The sequence below is a fragment of the Mesorhizobium sp. M1004 genome (assembly GCF_040318795.1).
GTDB lineage: Bacteria > Pseudomonadota > Alphaproteobacteria > Rhizobiales > Rhizobiaceae > Mesorhizobium.
This window is the reverse complement of record NZ_JAMYNB010000006.1, coordinates 35,487-51,469: the sequence shown is the minus strand read 5'-3', so window position 1 is coordinate 51,469 and position 15,983 is coordinate 35,487. Positions and strand designations below refer to the sequence as shown.

Below are 15,983 nucleotides of genomic sequence, written 5' to 3'. Positions count from 1 at the left end.
TTTCGCGTCCCGCTCGCTGCAACGTTGGTGATTGGCGAAAGCCGAGGCGACATCTGATCTCCCCCCGTGTGGGGGAGATGTCCGGCAGGACAGAGGGGGGCGCTGTCCCGCCAGCATCTCACCGCGTTAGCGCGCAGCGCCCTCTAACGCCGCCGCATCGCCTTCGGTGCATGCCCATGCTCTTCGCGAAAAGCCCGGGCAAAACTCGACATCGAGGCGAAGCCGCAGGCCAGCGCCACGTCTCGCACCATCAGCGTCGAATGGGCCAACAGGTCGGCGGCGCGTCGCAGCCGGAGCCGCCGGTAATATCCATTGGGCGAAATGCTGAGCTGGGCGCGGAAATTACGCTCCAGCTTGTCGGAGGAGACGCCGAGCCTTGCCGCCAGTTCCGTCATCCCAAGCCGCGCCTCGACCGCATCCTCCATGAGGGCGATGGCCGACAGCACCAGTTCGTTCTGGACGCCGGTGCGCAGGCGCAGCGGCATCAGCTTGCGGTCGACGCTCGAACGCAAGGGGCTGTGCACGAACCATTCGGCAACGCCCGCCGCGAGCTCGCCGCCATAATCGTTGGTGATGATCTCCAGCATCATGTCCAGGCTGCCGACGCCGCCGGCCGAGGTGAAGCGCTTGCGGTCGATGACGTAGAGATCGCGCCGAAGCTCGATATCCGGGAACGCCTCGGTGAAGGCGGCCTGGCTGGTCCAGTGCAAGGTGCAGGCATGGCCGTCGAGCAAGCCGGCCCTGGCGAGGAAGAAGGCGGCGTCGGCCACCGCGCCGATATGGGCGCCGGCGCGCAGGCTCCTGCGGATCCAGGCAACCGCATCGTCCGCGACAAGCAAGTCCGCGTTGCCGCCGGAGCAGACGACGATGCGGTCGACCTTCGGTGCGCTCGAGGCTGAGAATCCCGGTTGTATGACAACCCCATTGGACGCCTCGACCGTGCCCTGGTCGGCGCCGACGATCACCCAGCGGTAACAATCGCGCTTGGCCAGCACGTTGGCGGCGCGCAATGGCTCGATCACCGAACTGAACGCCATCATCGGAAAGCCGGGAAAGACCAGAACGGCGAAGGTGAGGGGACCTTCGCTCGCTGCGGGTTGCGCCCGGTCGTGTGTTTGGCTGGCACGGTCGGTATTCACAATTGTGTATTTCCTGGGAGCGTCATTGGTGGCAGACAGGAAATGTAACGGGCTTTTTGGCCCGCCGGCAATGGAGACGACGCCATGTTTGCGGCCCAAACCATCGACAGCACCGACAAGCCGGCCTTCTACCGCGAACTGGCCACCCACTTGAAGGCGCTGCTGGAAGGCGAGAGCGACTCCGTCGCTAACGCCGCCAACACATCGGCGCTGATCTTCCAGATGGTGCCCGATCTCAACTGGGCCGGCTTCTATTTCCTGGCGTCGGACGAGGAGCTGGTGCTTGGACCGTTCCAGGGCAAGCCGGCCTGCGTGCGCATCGCCGTCGGCAAGGGCGTGTGCGGCACCGCCATCGATCTCGAAATGTCGATGCTGGTCAAGGATGTGCATGAATTTGCCGGCCACATCGCTTGCGACGCCGACTCGCGCTCGGAACTCGTCGTGCTGCTGAGGGACAATGACGGCGTCTTCGGCCTGATCGACCTCGACAGCCCGACGCCCGGCCGCTTCGACAAGGACGACCAGGCCGGCATCGAGGCGCTTGCCGCGATCTATGTCGCGGCGAGTTCGTTCGAGGATTAAGCGAACTTCACCAGCATCAGGCTGAAGCAGCCGATGAACAGGAAGGCGCAGGAGGCGAGCGCCAGCGGGCGAAGGCCGCGCGAGCGCAGCTGCGAAATGTTGGCCTGCAGACCCATGGCGGCGAGCCCCATGGTCAGCATGATGGTGGTGGCGAACGCCATGGCCGACTTCACTTCGGCCGGCACGGCAAGCAGGCTGTTCAGCGCCACGACGGCGATGAAAGCGGCGACGAACCACGGCATCGGCGGCCGCGCACCGGATTGGTCGCTTGGGCGATCGCCATTGCTCTTGCGGCGCGCCATCAGGCCGAGCGCGATGACCATCGGCGCCAGCAGGGCGACGCGGGTCAGCTTGGCGACGGTGGCGATCTCGCCGGACTGGGCGCCGTTCTGGAAGCCGGCGCCGATGACCTGCGCCACCTCATGGATCGAGACGCCGGCCCACAGGCCGAATGCATGCTGGTCGAGGCCGAGCACCGGCGCCAGCAGCGGGAAGCCGAGCATGGAGACGGTGCCGAACAGCGTGATCGAGGCGACGGCGTAGGTGACATCCTCGTCACGCGCATCGGTGACGATGTTGGTGGCGACGATCGCCGAAGCGCCGCAGATCGAGGTGCCGGCGGCAATCAGCTGCGCCAGCTTGGCGTCGACGCCGAGCAGCCGGCCAAGCGTGATGGTGAAGACGAAGGTGGCGCCAAGGGTGGCTGCCACGATGCCGACGCCGCCGGCGCCGATGGAGACGACCTGGCCAAGCGTCAGCTGGAAGCCGAGCAGCACGACGGCAAAGCGCAGCAGGCGCTTCTGCGAGAATGCAATGCCGGCCTTGGCGTGGGCGGGCGTGCCGAGCACGTTGGAATAGATCATGCCGGCGACGACGGCGAGGATCATCGGGCTGAACAGCGCGAAGCCGGAGACATTATGGGCCGAGAAGGCCACCCCCGTAATCATCGCCACCAGCACGATCCCGGGGATGACGCCATTCCACACGGAACCGAGCCGCTTCCGGCCCACGGCCAGATCGGCGGAAATCATGCTGATCGGAATATCGTTCGCTAGCTGGGCGGCGGAAAACAATGCAATTCTCCACGCAAGTACCTCAGGAGAATGTCATTCCAGAATCGATCTTTCCAACGAATTGTTTTTGTTGAAATGATCGATTTTTGTGAACGTTTAGGGCGGCCGAGGTCAGAATGAGAAAGAGCGGCCGGGCGAAACCTGGAGCCGCCCTAGATCATGATGAATTCCCATCACGATCTAACCCCACTTTTTGGGCTCATGCCCTAGTATTTCATCCCAATTCGCGCGGCGATCGTATGGTCCTGGCTGTCGCTGTTGCTGCCGACCGCGGTGCTGTAGTTCAGCCCGAAGGCAATACCGCCGATTTGCGCATCGACGCCGAGCCCGATTGACAAATAGTCGTTGGAAAAGGCATCTGCGTCCAGCGCGTAGGGCGTGGTGCCGATATCGGCATAGCCGAGGCTGACGCGGCTGGAGCCGGCAAAGTCGTGCGTATACTCAAAGCGCGCGCGCGGTGTGAGCAGACCCCAGCTGGTAGGAATGTTGTTCTCGATGCGCAGGCCAAGGGTGCCCGACAGCGTGTCGACGGTCTGCTTGCCGAAGGTCAGATTATAGATGTCGCCATTCGTCTCGGTGAAGCCGTCAAGCGTGGAGTGGGACCCCGACAGACGTCCATAGGGTGATATCAGAGAGTCCGGCCGGCGAAATTCGTAGCCCGCCGTCAGCGACCCGAAGACCTGGCTTCCGTCGCGCGTTCCAGACGCGAAATCGCCGGTATCGGTCACATAGCGCTCACTGTCGAAATTGAGGGCGCCATAGCCGGCAAGGCCATCGACAAAAAAACCTGGCGCCGGGCGGTAGCTGCTATAGGCGGCGACCGAGATGGCATGGGCGCGGCTTTCGGTGCCGTTGCTCCCGACGTCGGTGACGTCATGGCCATAGCCAAACCCGAGACCGGCGGTGAAGGTCGGGGAAAAGCGGTAGTCGGCACCGACGCTCACGCCGACCAGCGTATGGTCGAGCTTGATGGCTCCATCGTCATCGGTGCCGAAATTGACGTAGCCGCCGCTCCAGAAGGCCAGTTCGCCAAATGGGTTCTCGGCCGGCAGTGACGACGTCTGGGTGTCCACGTCCGTGCCAGTTGAAGACTGTCCGGTCTTGATCGGCGACGCGCCGGTCGAGGTCCTGTCCTGCTTTGCGTTGGCGTTGGGCTGAATGCGCTCCGGATTGGGCGCTCCGTAAGTGGACTGCGACGATGCCGTGGCGATTGCGGCGAGCGCCGGATCGTTCGCCGCATTCTGCTGCTGAGCGTATGCGTCGGGATTGTCCGACGATTGCTGGACGGCAACGCTGAGGCCTATCGAATTGTGGCGCTGGTCGCCCTCATTGTGGAGCTGTTCCAGCCTCTGTCCAAATCCCTGGATCTGAATGTCGGCGAAGTGCTTTGCCGCCTCCACCTGTGCCCGAATCAGGCCGATCACTTCCGGATCGCGGGAGGGGTCGGGCCGTGCCGTGACGTTGATGGTCACGGTTGCCGGAGGTGACGTTCCGTCGGCATTCGAGAGCGTGTAGGTCAGGCTGGTTGTGCCGGCAAAGGTGGCTGCCGCGGCAAACTGCAGGATATAAGCGCCGCCATCGGGCACAATGGAAGCCGTGCCCGCTTCGCTCGGCGGCGGCGAGGCAATCGTGGCGCTGGTAAACGGCCCATTCGTAGCCCCTTGCGTCAGGTCGAGGGACCCGGTCGTTCCGGCCATCACGTCCAGCGTGTGGTCCTGTGCCGACGGCAAGTGGATCTCGACGACCACAGTGTAGTCACGTTGGCCGGTAAAGCCGTTGCTGTCCGTGGCCCGCACCGTAAAATCGTAATTGGCCGCGACAGTGGGTGTGCCAGCCAGTGTACCCCCAGGCGAGAGTGCGAGGCCGGGAGGCACCGAGCCGGAAACCACGCTGAAGGTGTAGGGTGCGGCGCCGCCATTGGGGCTGCTTGCGGTGATGGTCTGGCTGTACGGCGTGCCAATATGTGCATTCGGCAATGTTGCCGGCGAAAACTCCACCGTCACCGTGGTGCAGGACAGGACAAGATTGGTCACGTCGGCTCCCGCCACCGTGCCCGAGGCCGTCGTAACCGTGCATGTCTGGTCGGCCGGCTTGGCAGTAACCTCAACGCTCCAGTTGGAGCCGGTCAGCAGGCCATCCGCAAAGGCAAAGGTGGTATCGCCGACATTCACGTCCCTGGTTTGCGTCCCTGCCGGCGAGCTTGACGTCAATTTCAAACTCACCGTCCCGGTCTGACCGCTCGCCGTGCCGCTGATCACATAGAGCGGCTCATCAAAACAGATCAATGCGGACCCATCGCCTGAATTGACGCCTTCCGCCACCGCAGCCGATTGCAGCGAGCCGGCATCCGATGATCCGCCGCCGCCGCCGCCGCCGGCGCCGTTCCAGTTCTGCTGGCACGAGGTCGTGCCGACGCCTGCGCCGCCACCACCGCCGCCGACAGTAGCCCCGCCACCGCCGCCACCAGCATATCCGGCGCCCAGGAAAGACCCTGAGAAATTTCGTGCAGTTCCGCCTTGGCCATTTGCCTGACCGGCCGTGCCAGGAAAACTATCGCACCCAGCGCCGATCGCGCCACCGGCACCTACAGTGCCACCTTCACCGCCGAAGGGGCCAAGGCCGCCCGAAACATCAGTTCCTGCCGAGCCGGATCCCCCGCTCTTGCCACCGGCGCCACCAGCTATCGAATTTGTAGTGTGCCAGCCCCCGTTGCCACCGCCGCCACCGCCGCCAGCAATTGCCAGGCGGGTTCCGCCCAGCCGCAGGTCGGTCGCCCCGCCACCATTGCCGCCGTCGGGAGTACCGCTCGCGCCACCGGGATTGACCGCGAGCGAGCCACGGCCGCCAACGCCGACAGAAAGGATGTCACCCGGCGCGACAGTCAAGGAACCGCTCACCTGGCCGCCGAGCCCGCCGTCGCCGCCTGGGCTCAATGGGCTGCCCCCGATGGTGCCGGCGCCGCTCTTGCCAACCCCGCCTTGCGCTCCCTTGAGGTATACTGTGGCGGAATGGGTGTTGCCAGGAACCGAGATGGACTGGTCGCCGCCAGTAAAGCTAAAAGCATGAGCTGTCTGTGTGGGACTACAAGACTGCCCGAGCGCTGACGTCGTGCCCGCGAGCGCGTAGACGACCGTCATCGCGCCTAACAAACGTGAGATTGTACGCTTTGCCAGCCCTCGATGCATGGCGCCCCCCCCTCAGCCCGTCCAGTGCTTCTCCGCTTATATTATGATGCCAAGATTAGATCAAATAGAAATTTGAACCAATGGTAGGTTGAATGTCCAACAATATTAGCTGTTGCTGTTTTTTGTACGCGTACGAGAGCCCTACTCGACGGCGCAGCAGTTTAGGCGAGCAACCACCGCGCAAGGTGAAGACTGGCGTTGCCTGGCAGTACACTTATGGCCTTGCCGGCGCCGCCCGCTCTAGCCGCGCGGGTCAACTCGGAGGCTGGGCCAACGCCAAAATCTTGACAGCGCCGCGCTTCCTGCTCCAGCGTGGCGTCATGTTCGTTTTCTCGTTCGCCATCGCCAAGCGACGCCGTTCCTGCACCACGCAGCGCGGCAAGCTGTTTGCGCGACGAAAAGGACCGGCCCAATAAAATTCCGGTTCGTTCGTTCCAGCCCCGCCCGCGACGTCTGCCGGCGGGGTTTTCATGTCTGGAGCCTTTGCCATGTCCAATTCTTCCATCCTGTTTCGGCCGGCCCAACCGGCGGACGCTGCCGCCATCAGGGACATTGTGCGTGCCGCCTATGCCAAATGGGTGCCTCTGATCGGCCGCGAGCCGCTGCCGATGCGCGCCGACTATGACAAGGCGGTCGCCGAACATCCGTTCGATCTCGCCATCGAAAATGGCCGCATCGTCGGCATGATCGAGACCATCCTGGCCGACGATCATCTCTGGATCGAGAATGTCTGCGTCGCGCCACAGGCGCAGGGCAGGGGCATCGGCCGGCTGTTGCTGGAACGGGCGGAGCAGAAGGCGCTGGAGGCCAGCTGCTTCGAGCTGCGCCTGCTGACCAACGGCGCCTTCATGGCCAATGTGTTGTTGTACAAACGGCATGGCTATACGATCGACCGGGAGGAGCCGTTCATGAACGGCATGACGGTCTATATGAGCAAGAAACTGGGTGATGGCCGATAACAGGGAGGATCGGATGGCAGTCAGGGTCCGGTTGAAGCCGCTCACGGGGCGGTATGCGGTTTCGCGCCTCGAAGCAAAAGACAGCATTCCCGGCTGGGCGGACGGGCCGGGCTTCGTCAGCATCACCAGGACAGAGGACGAGCTTTCGGTCGTCTGCCTGCAGGATCGGGTGCCGGACGGGGTGAAGCATGACAGGGACTGGGTCGCCCTGAAACTCCAAGGTCCCTTTGCCTTCGACGAAACCGGCATCGTCCTGTCGGTGATAAAGCCATTGTCGGAAAGCGAACTCGGCATTTTTCTGGTATCCACCTTCGATGGTGACCATCTGCTCGTCAAAGCCAAGGATGAAGCCGCGGCAAGGGGGCTTCTGGTCGCGGCGGGGCACACGCTTCTGTAGCCGTAGGCTCAATCGCCCGCCCTTGCGTTTGACATCGCTCTTGCCCCATCGTTATCCCCGATACGACGATCTGGCGATCGCCCCCATCAATTCAGAATCCCCCGAGGAGAAGCCCGTGTCACACAATCTGCAGTTCTATATCGACGGCGTGTGGGTCGATCCTGTCGTGCCCAGCACACTCGACGTCATCGACCCGTCAAACGAAGATGCTTTCGCGCAGATTTCGCTCGGCTCAAAGGCCGATGTCGACAAGGCGGTTGCGGCCGCCAAGCGCGCCTTCGAGACATTCGGCTTCACTTCGGTCGAGGAGCGCCTCGATATCCTCAACCGCATAATCGAGGTCTACAAGAAGCGCAGCGCCGATCTGGCGCTGGCCGTATCGCGCGAGATGGGCGCGCCGCGCCAGATGGCACTCGACAGCCAGGTCGGCATTGGCCTGGCACATCTGCGGAAGATGGCCGAGGTGCTGAAGTCGTTCGAATTCCGCCACGTCAAGGGCTCGTCGCTGATCGTCAAGGAGCCGATCGGGGTCGTCGGCCTGATCACGCCGTGGAACTGGCCGCTGAACCAGATCACCTGCAAGGTCGGCCCCGCCCTTGCCGCCGGCTGCACCATGGTTCTGAAGCCCTCGGAAATCGCCCCGCTCGACGCCATCATCTTTGCCGAAATCATCGACGAGGCAGGCGTTCCCAAGGGCGTCTTCAACCTCGTCAACGGCGACGGCCCGGGCGTCGGCCAGGCGCTGTCCAGCCATCCCGATGTCGACATGATGTCGTTCACCGGGTCGACCCGCGCCGGCATCCTGGTCGCCAAGGCGGCCGCCGACACGGTCAAGCGCGTGCATCAGGAACTCGGCGGCAAGTCGGCCAACATCCTGTTTCCCGATGTCGATCTCGAAAAGGCCGTCAGCAAGGGCGTCGCCGGCTGCTTCAGCAACTCGGGCCAGTCCTGCAACGCGCCGACCCGCATGTTCGTGCCGCGCGACCGCCATGACGAGGCGACCGGCTACGCCAAGACGGCGGCCGAAAAATTGACCGTCGGCCCGGCCGATGCGGCCGGCACCAAGCTCGGCCCGGTGGTCAGCCAGATCCAGTTCGACAAGATCCAGGACCTGATCCAGGCCGGCATAGATGAAGGCGCCACGCTGGTCGCGGGTGGACCGGGGCGTCCGGCCGAGCTCAACCGCGGCTACTATGTCCGCCCCACCGTGTTCGCCGACGTCACATCAGACATGCGCATCGCACGCGAGGAAATCTTCGGACCGGTGCTGGCGATCATGCCTTACGACACAGTGGAAGAGGCGATCGGCACCGCCAACGACACTGTCTATGGGCTGGCGTCCTACATCCAGGCCAAGGACATCCAGAAGGCCCGCGAAGTCGCCGCCCGAATGCGCACCGGCAACGTCTACATCAACTATCCCCAATGGGACGCCGGCCTGCCCTTCGGCGGCTACAAGCAATCCGGCAACGGTCGCGAATACGCCGAATACGGGCTGGAGGATTTCCTCGAGATCAAGGGCATCGCGGGGTATAAGGCAGCGGAGTAGGGGCTACCCCTTGGGGACCGGCAACCAGCCGGTCCCGAGGCTTCAGCTCTCAAAGGTGCGGCTTCACTCTTCCCGGAAAGCTTTCTGGATCTGATCCGACAGCGGCTTCACCAGATAGGAAAGCATCGTCCGGTCGCCCGTCGGGAAGAACACTTCGGCCGGCATGCCCGGCGCCAGCGCCAGCCCGCGCAGCTTGGCGACCTCCGTTTTCGGCAGCGTCACCCGCGCCACATAGAAGGCTGCTCCGGTGCGCTCTTCGATGGTGAGATCGGCCGAGATCCGCGACAGCGTCCCGGTCAGCTCCGGCGTGGTTTGCCGATTGAACGCCGACAGGCGCAAAATCGCATTCTGGCCCATCGTCACCTGGTCGATATCCTGCGGTGCGATATGCGCTTCAACGGTCAGGTCGTCCGTCACCGGTACGATCTGCATCACCTGTTCGCCGGGGGTGATGACCCCGCCGATCGTATGCACCGCCAACTGCAGCACCACGCCATCCTGCGGGCTGCGCAGATCGATGCGCTTCAACTGGTCCTCGGCCGCTACCTTGCGTTCGACGAACTCGGAGATCTTTCCCTGGGTATCGCGTAAATCGGTCGCGACCTCGCTGCGAAGATCCTGGTCGATCTGGATGATCTGAAGTTCGATCTCGGACGCCTTGCCTTTCACCTGGGCAATTCCCGCGGTCAACTGGCCATGCTCGCCTTCGAGCCGCACCGCGTCCCGTTCCAGCGACGTCATGCGGTCGATCCCTATCAGCTTGCGATGCCAGAGCGACCGCACGCCTTCCAGCTCGATCTGGATCAGCTCGATCTCGCGGCGTTTCGCCTGCAACTGCTCGGTCAGGCCGGCACTCTCCTGCGTCAACTGCGCGATCCGTTCGCGCAATTGCGATCGCTGGCCAGACCGCGCCTGGTGCCGGAAATCGAACAGCGATTGTTCTCCGGCCATCGATGCGGCGACACCGGCTTCGTGGCGCCGCGATGTCAAAACGTCCGGAAAGCTGATCGTGTCCTTGCCGTCACGCTCCGCCTCCAGGCGCGCCAACCGTGCATAAAACTCATCCAGGCCTTTTGAGACGATCGCCAGATTGGCGCGCGTTGTCGTCTCGTCCAGCCGCACCAGAATATCGCCCGCCTTGACCCGGTCGCCTTCACGCACCCTGATCTCGCCGACCACGCCGCCCGTCGGATGCTGAACCTTCTTTACATTGGAATCGACCACCAGCCGGCCAGCTGCGATCACCGCACCCGACATCTTGGTCACTGCCGCCAGGCCGCCAACACCTCCGACAAGCAGCAGACAGGTAGCAACGCCAGCCACGAGATAGCGGCGGACCTGCCGATGATGCAAAGCGGATCTGTCCTCGCTCATGCCGGAACGCCTCTCTCCGTGGCGGCAACGACCTTGAGCGGCGCGGCGGATCGAAAGACCTTGTTCAGCACCTCGTCCTTCGGACCGAAGGCCTGCACATGGCCATTGGCCATCACCAGCACCGTATCGACATTGGCCAGCACACTGGACCGGTGCGCGACGACGATAATGATGCCGCCGCGGTCCCTGATGCCCTGGATGGCGGCGGACAAGGCCACTTCACCCTCCGAGTCGAGATTGGAATTCGGCTCGTCCAGGATGACCAGGAACGGATCGCCATAAAGAGAGCGCGCCAGCGCGACACGCTGGCGTTGCCCCGCCGAGAGCGAGGCGCCGGCTTCGCCAACCTTCGTGTCGTAACCGTCCGCCAGATGCACGACGAGATCATGCACGCCGGCGGCCTTGGCTGCCGCAAGCACCATGTCGGACGACGCATCCGGGTCGAAGCGGGCGATGTTCTGCGCGATCGTTCCGTCGAACAACTGCACATCCTGCGGCAGATAGCCGATGTGTTTGCCCAACTCCTCGGCCGGCCACTGGTCAAGCGTCGCGCCGTCCAGCCGCACGGCGCCGCGCGCCGGCAGCCAGACACCTGCAAGCGTACGCACCAGCGATGATTTGCCGGAAGCACTCGGGCCGATGACCCCCAGGCCTGCTCCCCTGGCCAGTGAAAAACTTGCATCCCACACCACCGGCGTGCGTTCGCCCGGCGGCGCGACACTGACATTCTCGACCGCCAGCGCGCTGACAGGCGCGGGCAGGGTCACGCCGGTTGCGCCTTCCGGCAGCGCGGACAGAAGCTGCTTCAGGCGTGCCCAGCTTTGCCGCGCCGAAATGAAACCCTTCCAATGCGCTATCGCCAGTTCGATCGGAGCCAGCGCCCTGCCCATCATGATCGAGCTTGCGATCATGATGCCGCCGGTCGCCTCTTGCTGGATGACCAGATAGGCCCCGATCGCCAGCATTGCCGACTGCAGCATCAACCGCAGGATCTTGGAAATCGTGCCAAGCGTTCCCGCGACATCGCTGGCTGCCGCATGGGCGTTCAGGTACTCGGCATTGACGGCAGACCACCGCTCGGCGATACGCCCGCCAAAACCCATGGCCTGCATGGCTTCGGCATTGCGCCTTGTCGCCTCGGCCAACGTGCTGCGGACGGCCGCGTGCTGTCCGGCGATCCTTGTCGGGCCGCGGGTCCGGAATTCGGCCAGAAGCGTCAGTGCAAACAGGACAACGGCGCCGGCAAGCGCGGTAACGCCGATCCAGAAATGAAAAATGAAACAGATGCCGATATAGAGCGGCATCCATGGCAGGTCGAACAAAGCGGTCGGTCCGGCACTGCCGATAAAGGAGCGGACCTGATCGAGATCCCGTAGGGGTTGCAGCCCGTCGCCGGAAGGCTTGGCGCGCAGCGGCAGGCGCATCAGCGCCGAATAGACCGACGGGCTCAGCTTTGCGTCCAACCCCTGTCCCAGCCGCACCATAAGGCGAGAGCGGATCAGCTCCAGCACTCCCTGAAACACGAACAATGTTCCCGCAAGCACCGCCAGGCCGACCAGCGTCGGCACGCTGCGACCCGGAACGACGCGGTCATAGACTTGCAACATGAAGAACGAGCCGGTCAGGGTCAGCACGTTGACGACCCCGCTCATCAGGACGATGCCCGAAAACGCACGTCGAAAGGACGCCAGGATTCCGACCAGCGTAAGCGGCGTCGATGGCGTCAGCTGCATGCAGGCTCGCAATCAGGATATGGCATCTCGTCCCTTCAATAGATAACTGCCTTGAGTGTGACATGGACGGGCAAGCCGGCCTGGAACTGCGCGCTGCCCCGCGCCACCAGCCAGCCGTCCGCACGCTCCAGGCGCGCAACGACCTGCAGCGTTGGTGAAGCGGTCGAGCTTGCGGGCAGGGGCAAGGAAAATTCCATGGTCTTTGAGCCGCCCTCGCTCTTGAGGCTGGTTTTGGCGGCGCGGCGTCGCCCACTGTCCTGAATGGCGGGATCCTCAAGATAGATCTCGAGATGACCTTCCGGGATAGCCTTGCCCCCCACAAAGGTGACGGCGCCGCGAATATCTGTTGCGCGAATATCTGGCGCGCGAATATCTGGCGATTGCGCTGCCGCTGCCCCGGTGGCCGCGGCGACTGCCGCAACTCCGGCGGCCATTAACACTGTGCGGCGGTCGGTCATCCCGTCCTCTCCCTTTTCACTGCGCTGGGGTATGCGGGAGGGCAGCCTGACGGCCCCCCTCCCGGCAACGCGTTAGATGACGATGAAGTCTGCAGCCGAAAGGTCCAGATTTGTGTTCAGGTGTGCAAACTGTACGGCTGCTCCCTGTCCGGAACCATCGGCGTCGTAAGACAATATTCCACTGTCGGTGTCGTAGATGATGCGGTCGTCGGCATCATGAGCAGCACCGGCTGCGCTCTTGTAGAATGAGCCCAAAGCAAGGGCGCCGTCGCCGCCAACGCTGGCAAAGATGAGGTTGTCCAGCAGGATCGTATCGTCGGCGACCTTGAAGTCCTTGATCCAGTCGATATTGCCGTTCCCGAGTTCTGTCGAGAATCGGAAATAGTCGTCGCCGGCGCCGCCGGTCAGCGTATCGGCAGCCAGCCCGCCATCCAAAAGGTCGCTGCCGCCGCCGCCGTTGAGCGTATCGGCGCCCGCAACGCCCGGCTGAGCTGGTGCCGGCGGGAATTCGACCGATACGTTCAGCTTGTAAGTCGAGCCCTCCGGCACGGATTCCACCCAGCCATCGCCAGGAGCGGAGTCCGACCATTCGCCCTCCACAATATAGTAGGTTCCGGTTTCCGGAACGATGAAGCTGGTGCTCGAATCGCGGCCGTTGTTGGAACCGGGGTCGTTGCCGCCATCGTCGTTCTGGGCGACGATATTGCCATCGCTGTCCAGCACCCTGACGATGCTGTCATGGACATTGGGGTCGGCAATGCCATCGATGTCGATGGTGATGATCGTGCCGGCGGCCAGGTTGATGCTGTAATATCCGCCGAGGCCGTTTCCGGTGGCATTGACGGTGGTGTGAAGGGTGGTCGTCGAATCGAAGATGTCGGGGTCGGCGGTCAGCGAGAAGTTGTTCGAGATGTCGAAGGCGGTCGAGACCGAATTGTTGGTCGCGTCCGGTCCGAGCGTGGCGTAGCCGGTGCCCATGCCCGGGCGTGGCGGAGCATCGCCCTGATAGGCGAAATCGCCGAGCAGGGTGTCATCGCCGCCGCCGCCGTCGATCTTGTCGGCGCCGCCCTGGCCGGTCAGCACATTGGCCGCGCCATCGCCGGTGAGGTGATCGTTGAAGCCCGAGCCAGCCAGATTTTCGATCGAGATATAGGTGTCGCCGCCGGATTTGCCGCCACCCAGTTTGAGGTTTTGCCCGCTGGCCGCGTCGGCGTAGTCCGCCGTGTCGCTGCCGGCGCCGCCATTCAATATATCGGCGCCGCCACCGCCGGTCAGCGTGTCGTTGCCGGCGCCGCCGGAAAGTTTGTTGGCCTGGGCGTTGCCGATGAGATGGTCGTCGAAGAACGACCCGACAGCGTTTTCGAAGCCGACCAGGATGTCGTGCCGGATAACGGTGCCGCGCCCGACGATCTGCACCGGGCCATCGCCGTCGCCGCCATTGGCCGTGCCATTGGCAAGGTCGATCGTCACACCGGCGGAGCTGCCTTCGTAGACGACCGTATCAATGCCGGCGCCGCCATCCAGATAGTCCTGGCCGGCGCCGCCGATGATCGTGTCGTTGCCGGCTTCACCGTACAGGATGTCGCCGTCATTGCCGCCATCCAGTATGTCGTTGCCGCCGCCGCCGTTGAAATAGTCGCCGCCGCCCCGGCCCCAGAAATGATTTGCCGCCGACGTACCGATGAAACGGTCGATGCGGTCATCGGAGCCGATCAGGTTCTCGATGCTGTAGAAGGTGTCGCCCGTGGCGGTTCCGCCGCTGGCCACGTTCGTCTCGAGGTTGACGAGCAGTTGGAAGGGGCTCTCCTTGCTGAAGTCGACCGTGTCGACGCCGGCGCCGCCCCGGAATATATCGACGCCATCCTGGCCGCTCAGCGTATCGTCGCCGTCGCCGCCGTCGAGGATGTCGTTGCCTTGGCCGCCGAGGATCGTATCGTTGCCGCGGCCGCCATAGAGCGTGTCATTGCCGTCGTCGCTCTCGGTCTGGTCTGGAAGGTCGGCGACATCGATGGTGTTGTTGATGTCGCGGCTGGCGAGCGAGTCGCGGCCGCCGATGATGAGGTCATCGCCGCCCTGGCCGAAGATCGTGTCGTCGCCGGCGCCGCCGTCGAGCGTATTGTTGCCATTGTCGCCGAAGATGACGCTGGTCATCGTGTTGTCGCCGATGGTCGGTGCGGTTTCGGTGCCGCCGTCTCCAGGCTGGAGTGTCGACTCGTCGGCGTAGATGATGTGTTCGACGTTGGCGATTTTCCGGATATTCAAGTTCCGGTTCAGCAGAACGACCGTGTCATTCCCGCCATTCGCTTCCTCGCGCACGATGTCGTCGAGGGAATCGACGAAGTAGGTGTCGTCGCCGCCATTGCCGGCCATGCGGTCGCCGCCGCCGCGGCCATCCAGCACGTTGGCTCCGTCATTGCCAATCAGGACGTCGTCATAGCTGCTGCCGATGCCGTTCTCGATGTAATAGTCGGTGCCATCGGCGTTGTGCCCGGCAAAGATCGACACATTGTTGCTGTGGCCGTTGACGCTGGAGAACTGTCCGGCGCGCAAATCGAGGATCGTGCCGGCCGTCGAGCCGGAGAAGTCGATCGTGTCGGTTCCGCCGGTGTCATGGATGACAAAACCGATATCGTGCTGCATGCCCGAGGAGGTCAGCCGGTAGCCGTCCACGGCACTGCCGAAGCCGTAGACGTTGTCGCCCGTGTTGAGATCGATATGCTGATAGGTGCGCACGCCGTTCTCGTCGACGGTCGAGAAAAACCGGCGGATGACCGCCTCGATGTCGGCCATCATCGGCGTTGACGCCGACCAGCGGCTGGTTTCACCGACATCGATCCCGTCGAAATAGGACATGACGCTGTATTGCTGACGGTCGTAGGTCCAGGTCGCATTGTTCAGATAATTGATCTGTACGCCGCCGGGGCCGCTGTAATTGTAGAGCCCGGGGTGGTTCAGCCCGAACTCATGACCGAATTCATGGATGAAGGAATCGAAGACATAGCCGCCAATATCCGTCTTGTTGACCTCGGTGTCGTGGAAACGCTGGCCGATGCTGACATAGCGGTCGTTGGAATAGGCGCTGCCGTCGTCCTCTTCGCCCAGTTCGGGGCTGACAACCTGCATCCAGTCCGTTGCGCTGTTGTATGGTGCATTGTCGACGATTTCGAACTTCAAAGGGGTGACACTGGCCCACATCTGCAAGGCGCCGATCGCGGCGGCCTTGTATTCGGGATGGTCATTGAGCTCGGAGACATTGATCCTCAGCGTTCCCGCCGCGATCGCCGGCGTTATCGACCGGTCCAGCGCTCCAAGGTAGGTGAGGAAGGCTCCGTAATCTTCGCTTTTGCCGTACGGGTTGTCCGGCGTCTGGTCGTTAACCCACCATTGATCGCTGGTTTGGCTTGGGTTCGGCATCCTTGGGACTCCTTGGTCTCGCAGCCGTGGCAATTACGGCTGTACGGTTTAGCAGTTGCCAACCACCGACAAGCATCGTTTGCGCTTGCCGGTCGAGCCCCGTCCCAGTGCCAACAATGC

General features: G+C 63.3%; 12 protein-coding genes. 5 read left to right on the top strand and 7 right to left on the bottom strand.

Annotation, left to right across the window (positions count from 1 at the left end; genetic code table 11):
• Nucleotides 1–143: 143 nt before the first annotated feature.
• The gene (locus tag NKH54_RS14155) at nucleotides 144–1,040 is read right to left on the bottom strand and encodes a GlxA family transcriptional regulator (protein WP_245265733.1); all 897 of its coding nucleotides are present in this window, start codon (nucleotides 1,038–1,040) and stop codon (nucleotides 144–146) included.
• A 183-nt stretch (nucleotides 1,041–1,223) separates the two neighbouring features.
• Between NKH54_RS14155 and msrC the strand changes: the two genes are divergently transcribed.
• Nucleotides 1,224–1,721 carry a free L-methionine (R)-S-oxide reductase MsrC gene (msrC, locus tag NKH54_RS14150; RefSeq protein ID WP_023711594.1) on the top strand — a complete coding sequence of 166 codons (498 nt, stop codon included), beginning with the start codon at nucleotides 1,224–1,226 and terminating at the stop codon, nucleotides 1,719–1,721.
• Here the strand turns inward: msrC and NKH54_RS14145 are convergent.
• Together NKH54_RS14145 and NKH54_RS14140 are read right to left on the bottom strand one after the other, a co-directional pair.
• Nucleotides 1,718–2,752: a YeiH family protein gene (locus NKH54_RS14145; RefSeq protein WP_353028542.1), complete on the bottom strand. Its 1,035-nt coding sequence runs from the start codon at nucleotides 2,750–2,752 to the stop codon at nucleotides 1,718–1,720. The two genes, msrC and NKH54_RS14145, sit on opposite strands and share 4 nt — an antisense overlap.
• Before the next feature lie 248 nt (nucleotides 2,753–3,000).
• The gene (locus NKH54_RS14140) at nucleotides 3,001–5,727 is read right to left on the bottom strand and encodes an autotransporter domain-containing protein (RefSeq protein WP_353028423.1); all 2,727 of its coding nucleotides are present in this window, start codon (nucleotides 5,725–5,727) and stop codon (nucleotides 3,001–3,003) included.
• A 344-nt stretch (nucleotides 5,728–6,071) separates the two neighbouring features.
• Between NKH54_RS14140 and NKH54_RS14135 the strand changes: the two genes are divergently transcribed.
• From NKH54_RS14135 to NKH54_RS14120, 4 genes are all read left to right on the top strand, one after another.
• Nucleotides 6,072–6,395, top strand: coding sequence for a hypothetical protein (locus tag NKH54_RS14135; RefSeq protein ID WP_352917106.1), 324 nt, complete (start codon nucleotides 6,072–6,074; stop codon nucleotides 6,393–6,395).
• Between the two features lie 72 nt (nucleotides 6,396–6,467).
• Nucleotides 6,468–6,938 carry a GNAT family N-acetyltransferase gene (locus tag NKH54_RS14130; RefSeq protein ID WP_023705797.1) on the top strand — a complete coding sequence of 157 codons (471 nt, stop codon included), beginning with the start codon at nucleotides 6,468–6,470 and terminating at the stop codon, nucleotides 6,936–6,938.
• Nucleotides 6,939–6,951: 13 nt separating this feature from the next.
• Nucleotides 6,952–7,335, top strand: coding sequence for an ACT domain-containing protein (locus tag NKH54_RS14125; protein ID WP_023705798.1), 384 nt, complete (start codon nucleotides 6,952–6,954; stop codon nucleotides 7,333–7,335).
• A 115-nt stretch (nucleotides 7,336–7,450) separates the two neighbouring features.
• A complete protein-coding gene (locus NKH54_RS14120) occupies nucleotides 7,451–8,884 on the top strand; it encodes an aldehyde dehydrogenase family protein (protein WP_353028422.1) in 1,434 nt (477 codons plus the stop codon).
• A 63-nt stretch (nucleotides 8,885–8,947) separates the two neighbouring features.
• Here the strand turns inward: NKH54_RS14120 and NKH54_RS14115 are convergent, their stop codons facing one another.
• From NKH54_RS14115 to NKH54_RS14100, 4 genes are all read right to left on the bottom strand, one after another.
• Complete coding sequence (locus NKH54_RS14115; protein WP_352520888.1) at nucleotides 8,948–10,258, bottom strand: HlyD family type I secretion periplasmic adaptor subunit; 1,311 nt, start codon at nucleotides 10,256–10,258, stop codon at nucleotides 8,948–8,950.
• On the bottom strand, nucleotides 10,255–11,991 hold the full coding sequence (locus NKH54_RS14110; RefSeq protein WP_352813324.1) for a type I secretion system permease/ATPase: 1,737 nt from the start codon (nucleotides 11,989–11,991) through the stop codon (nucleotides 10,255–10,257). Before NKH54_RS14110 ends, NKH54_RS14115 begins: the two co-directional genes overlap by 4 nt.
• Before the next feature lie 35 nt (nucleotides 11,992–12,026).
• Nucleotides 12,027–12,449 (bottom strand): hypothetical protein, encoded by a 423-nt coding sequence (locus tag NKH54_RS14105; protein ID WP_353028421.1) that lies wholly within the window; start codon nucleotides 12,447–12,449, stop codon nucleotides 12,027–12,029.
• A 72-nt stretch (nucleotides 12,450–12,521) separates the two neighbouring features.
• Nucleotides 12,522–15,863, bottom strand: coding sequence for a M10 family metallopeptidase C-terminal domain-containing protein (locus NKH54_RS14100; protein ID WP_352669754.1), 3,342 nt, complete (start codon nucleotides 15,861–15,863; stop codon nucleotides 12,522–12,524).
• Nucleotides 15,864–15,983 lie beyond the last annotated feature (120 nt).

Excerpts from the sequence above, each read along its gene's own strand:
- NKH54_RS14115 (WP_352520888.1), bottom strand. The coding sequence starts at position 10,258 with ATGAGCGAGGACAGATCCGCTTTGCATCATCGGCAGGTCCGCCGCTAT.
- NKH54_RS14105 (WP_353028421.1), bottom strand. The coding sequence starts at position 12,449 with ATGACCGACCGCCGCACAGTGTTAATGGCCGCCGGAGTTGCGGCAGTC.
- msrC (WP_023711594.1), top strand. The coding sequence starts at position 1,224 with ATGTTTGCGGCCCAAACCATCGACAGCACCGACAAGCCGGCCTTCTAC.
- NKH54_RS14100 (WP_352669754.1), bottom strand. The coding sequence starts at position 15,863 with ATGCCGAACCCAAGCCAAACCAGCGATCAATGGTGGGTTAACGACCAG.
- NKH54_RS14145 (WP_353028542.1), bottom strand. The coding sequence starts at position 2,752 with ATGATTTCCGCCGATCTGGCCGTGGGCCGGAAGCGGCTCGGTTCCGTG.
- NKH54_RS14130 (WP_023705797.1), top strand. The coding sequence starts at position 6,468 with ATGTCCAATTCTTCCATCCTGTTTCGGCCGGCCCAACCGGCGGACGCT.
- NKH54_RS14135 (WP_352917106.1), top strand. The coding sequence starts at position 6,072 with ATGTCCAACAATATTAGCTGTTGCTGTTTTTTGTACGCGTACGAGAGC.
- NKH54_RS14110 (WP_352813324.1), bottom strand. The coding sequence starts at position 11,991 with ATGCAGCTGACGCCATCGACGCCGCTTACGCTGGTCGGAATCCTGGCG.
- NKH54_RS14155 (WP_245265733.1), bottom strand. The coding sequence starts at position 1,040 with ATGATGGCGTTCAGTTCGGTGATCGAGCCATTGCGCGCCGCCAACGTG.
- NKH54_RS14125 (WP_023705798.1), top strand. The coding sequence starts at position 6,952 with ATGGCAGTCAGGGTCCGGTTGAAGCCGCTCACGGGGCGGTATGCGGTT.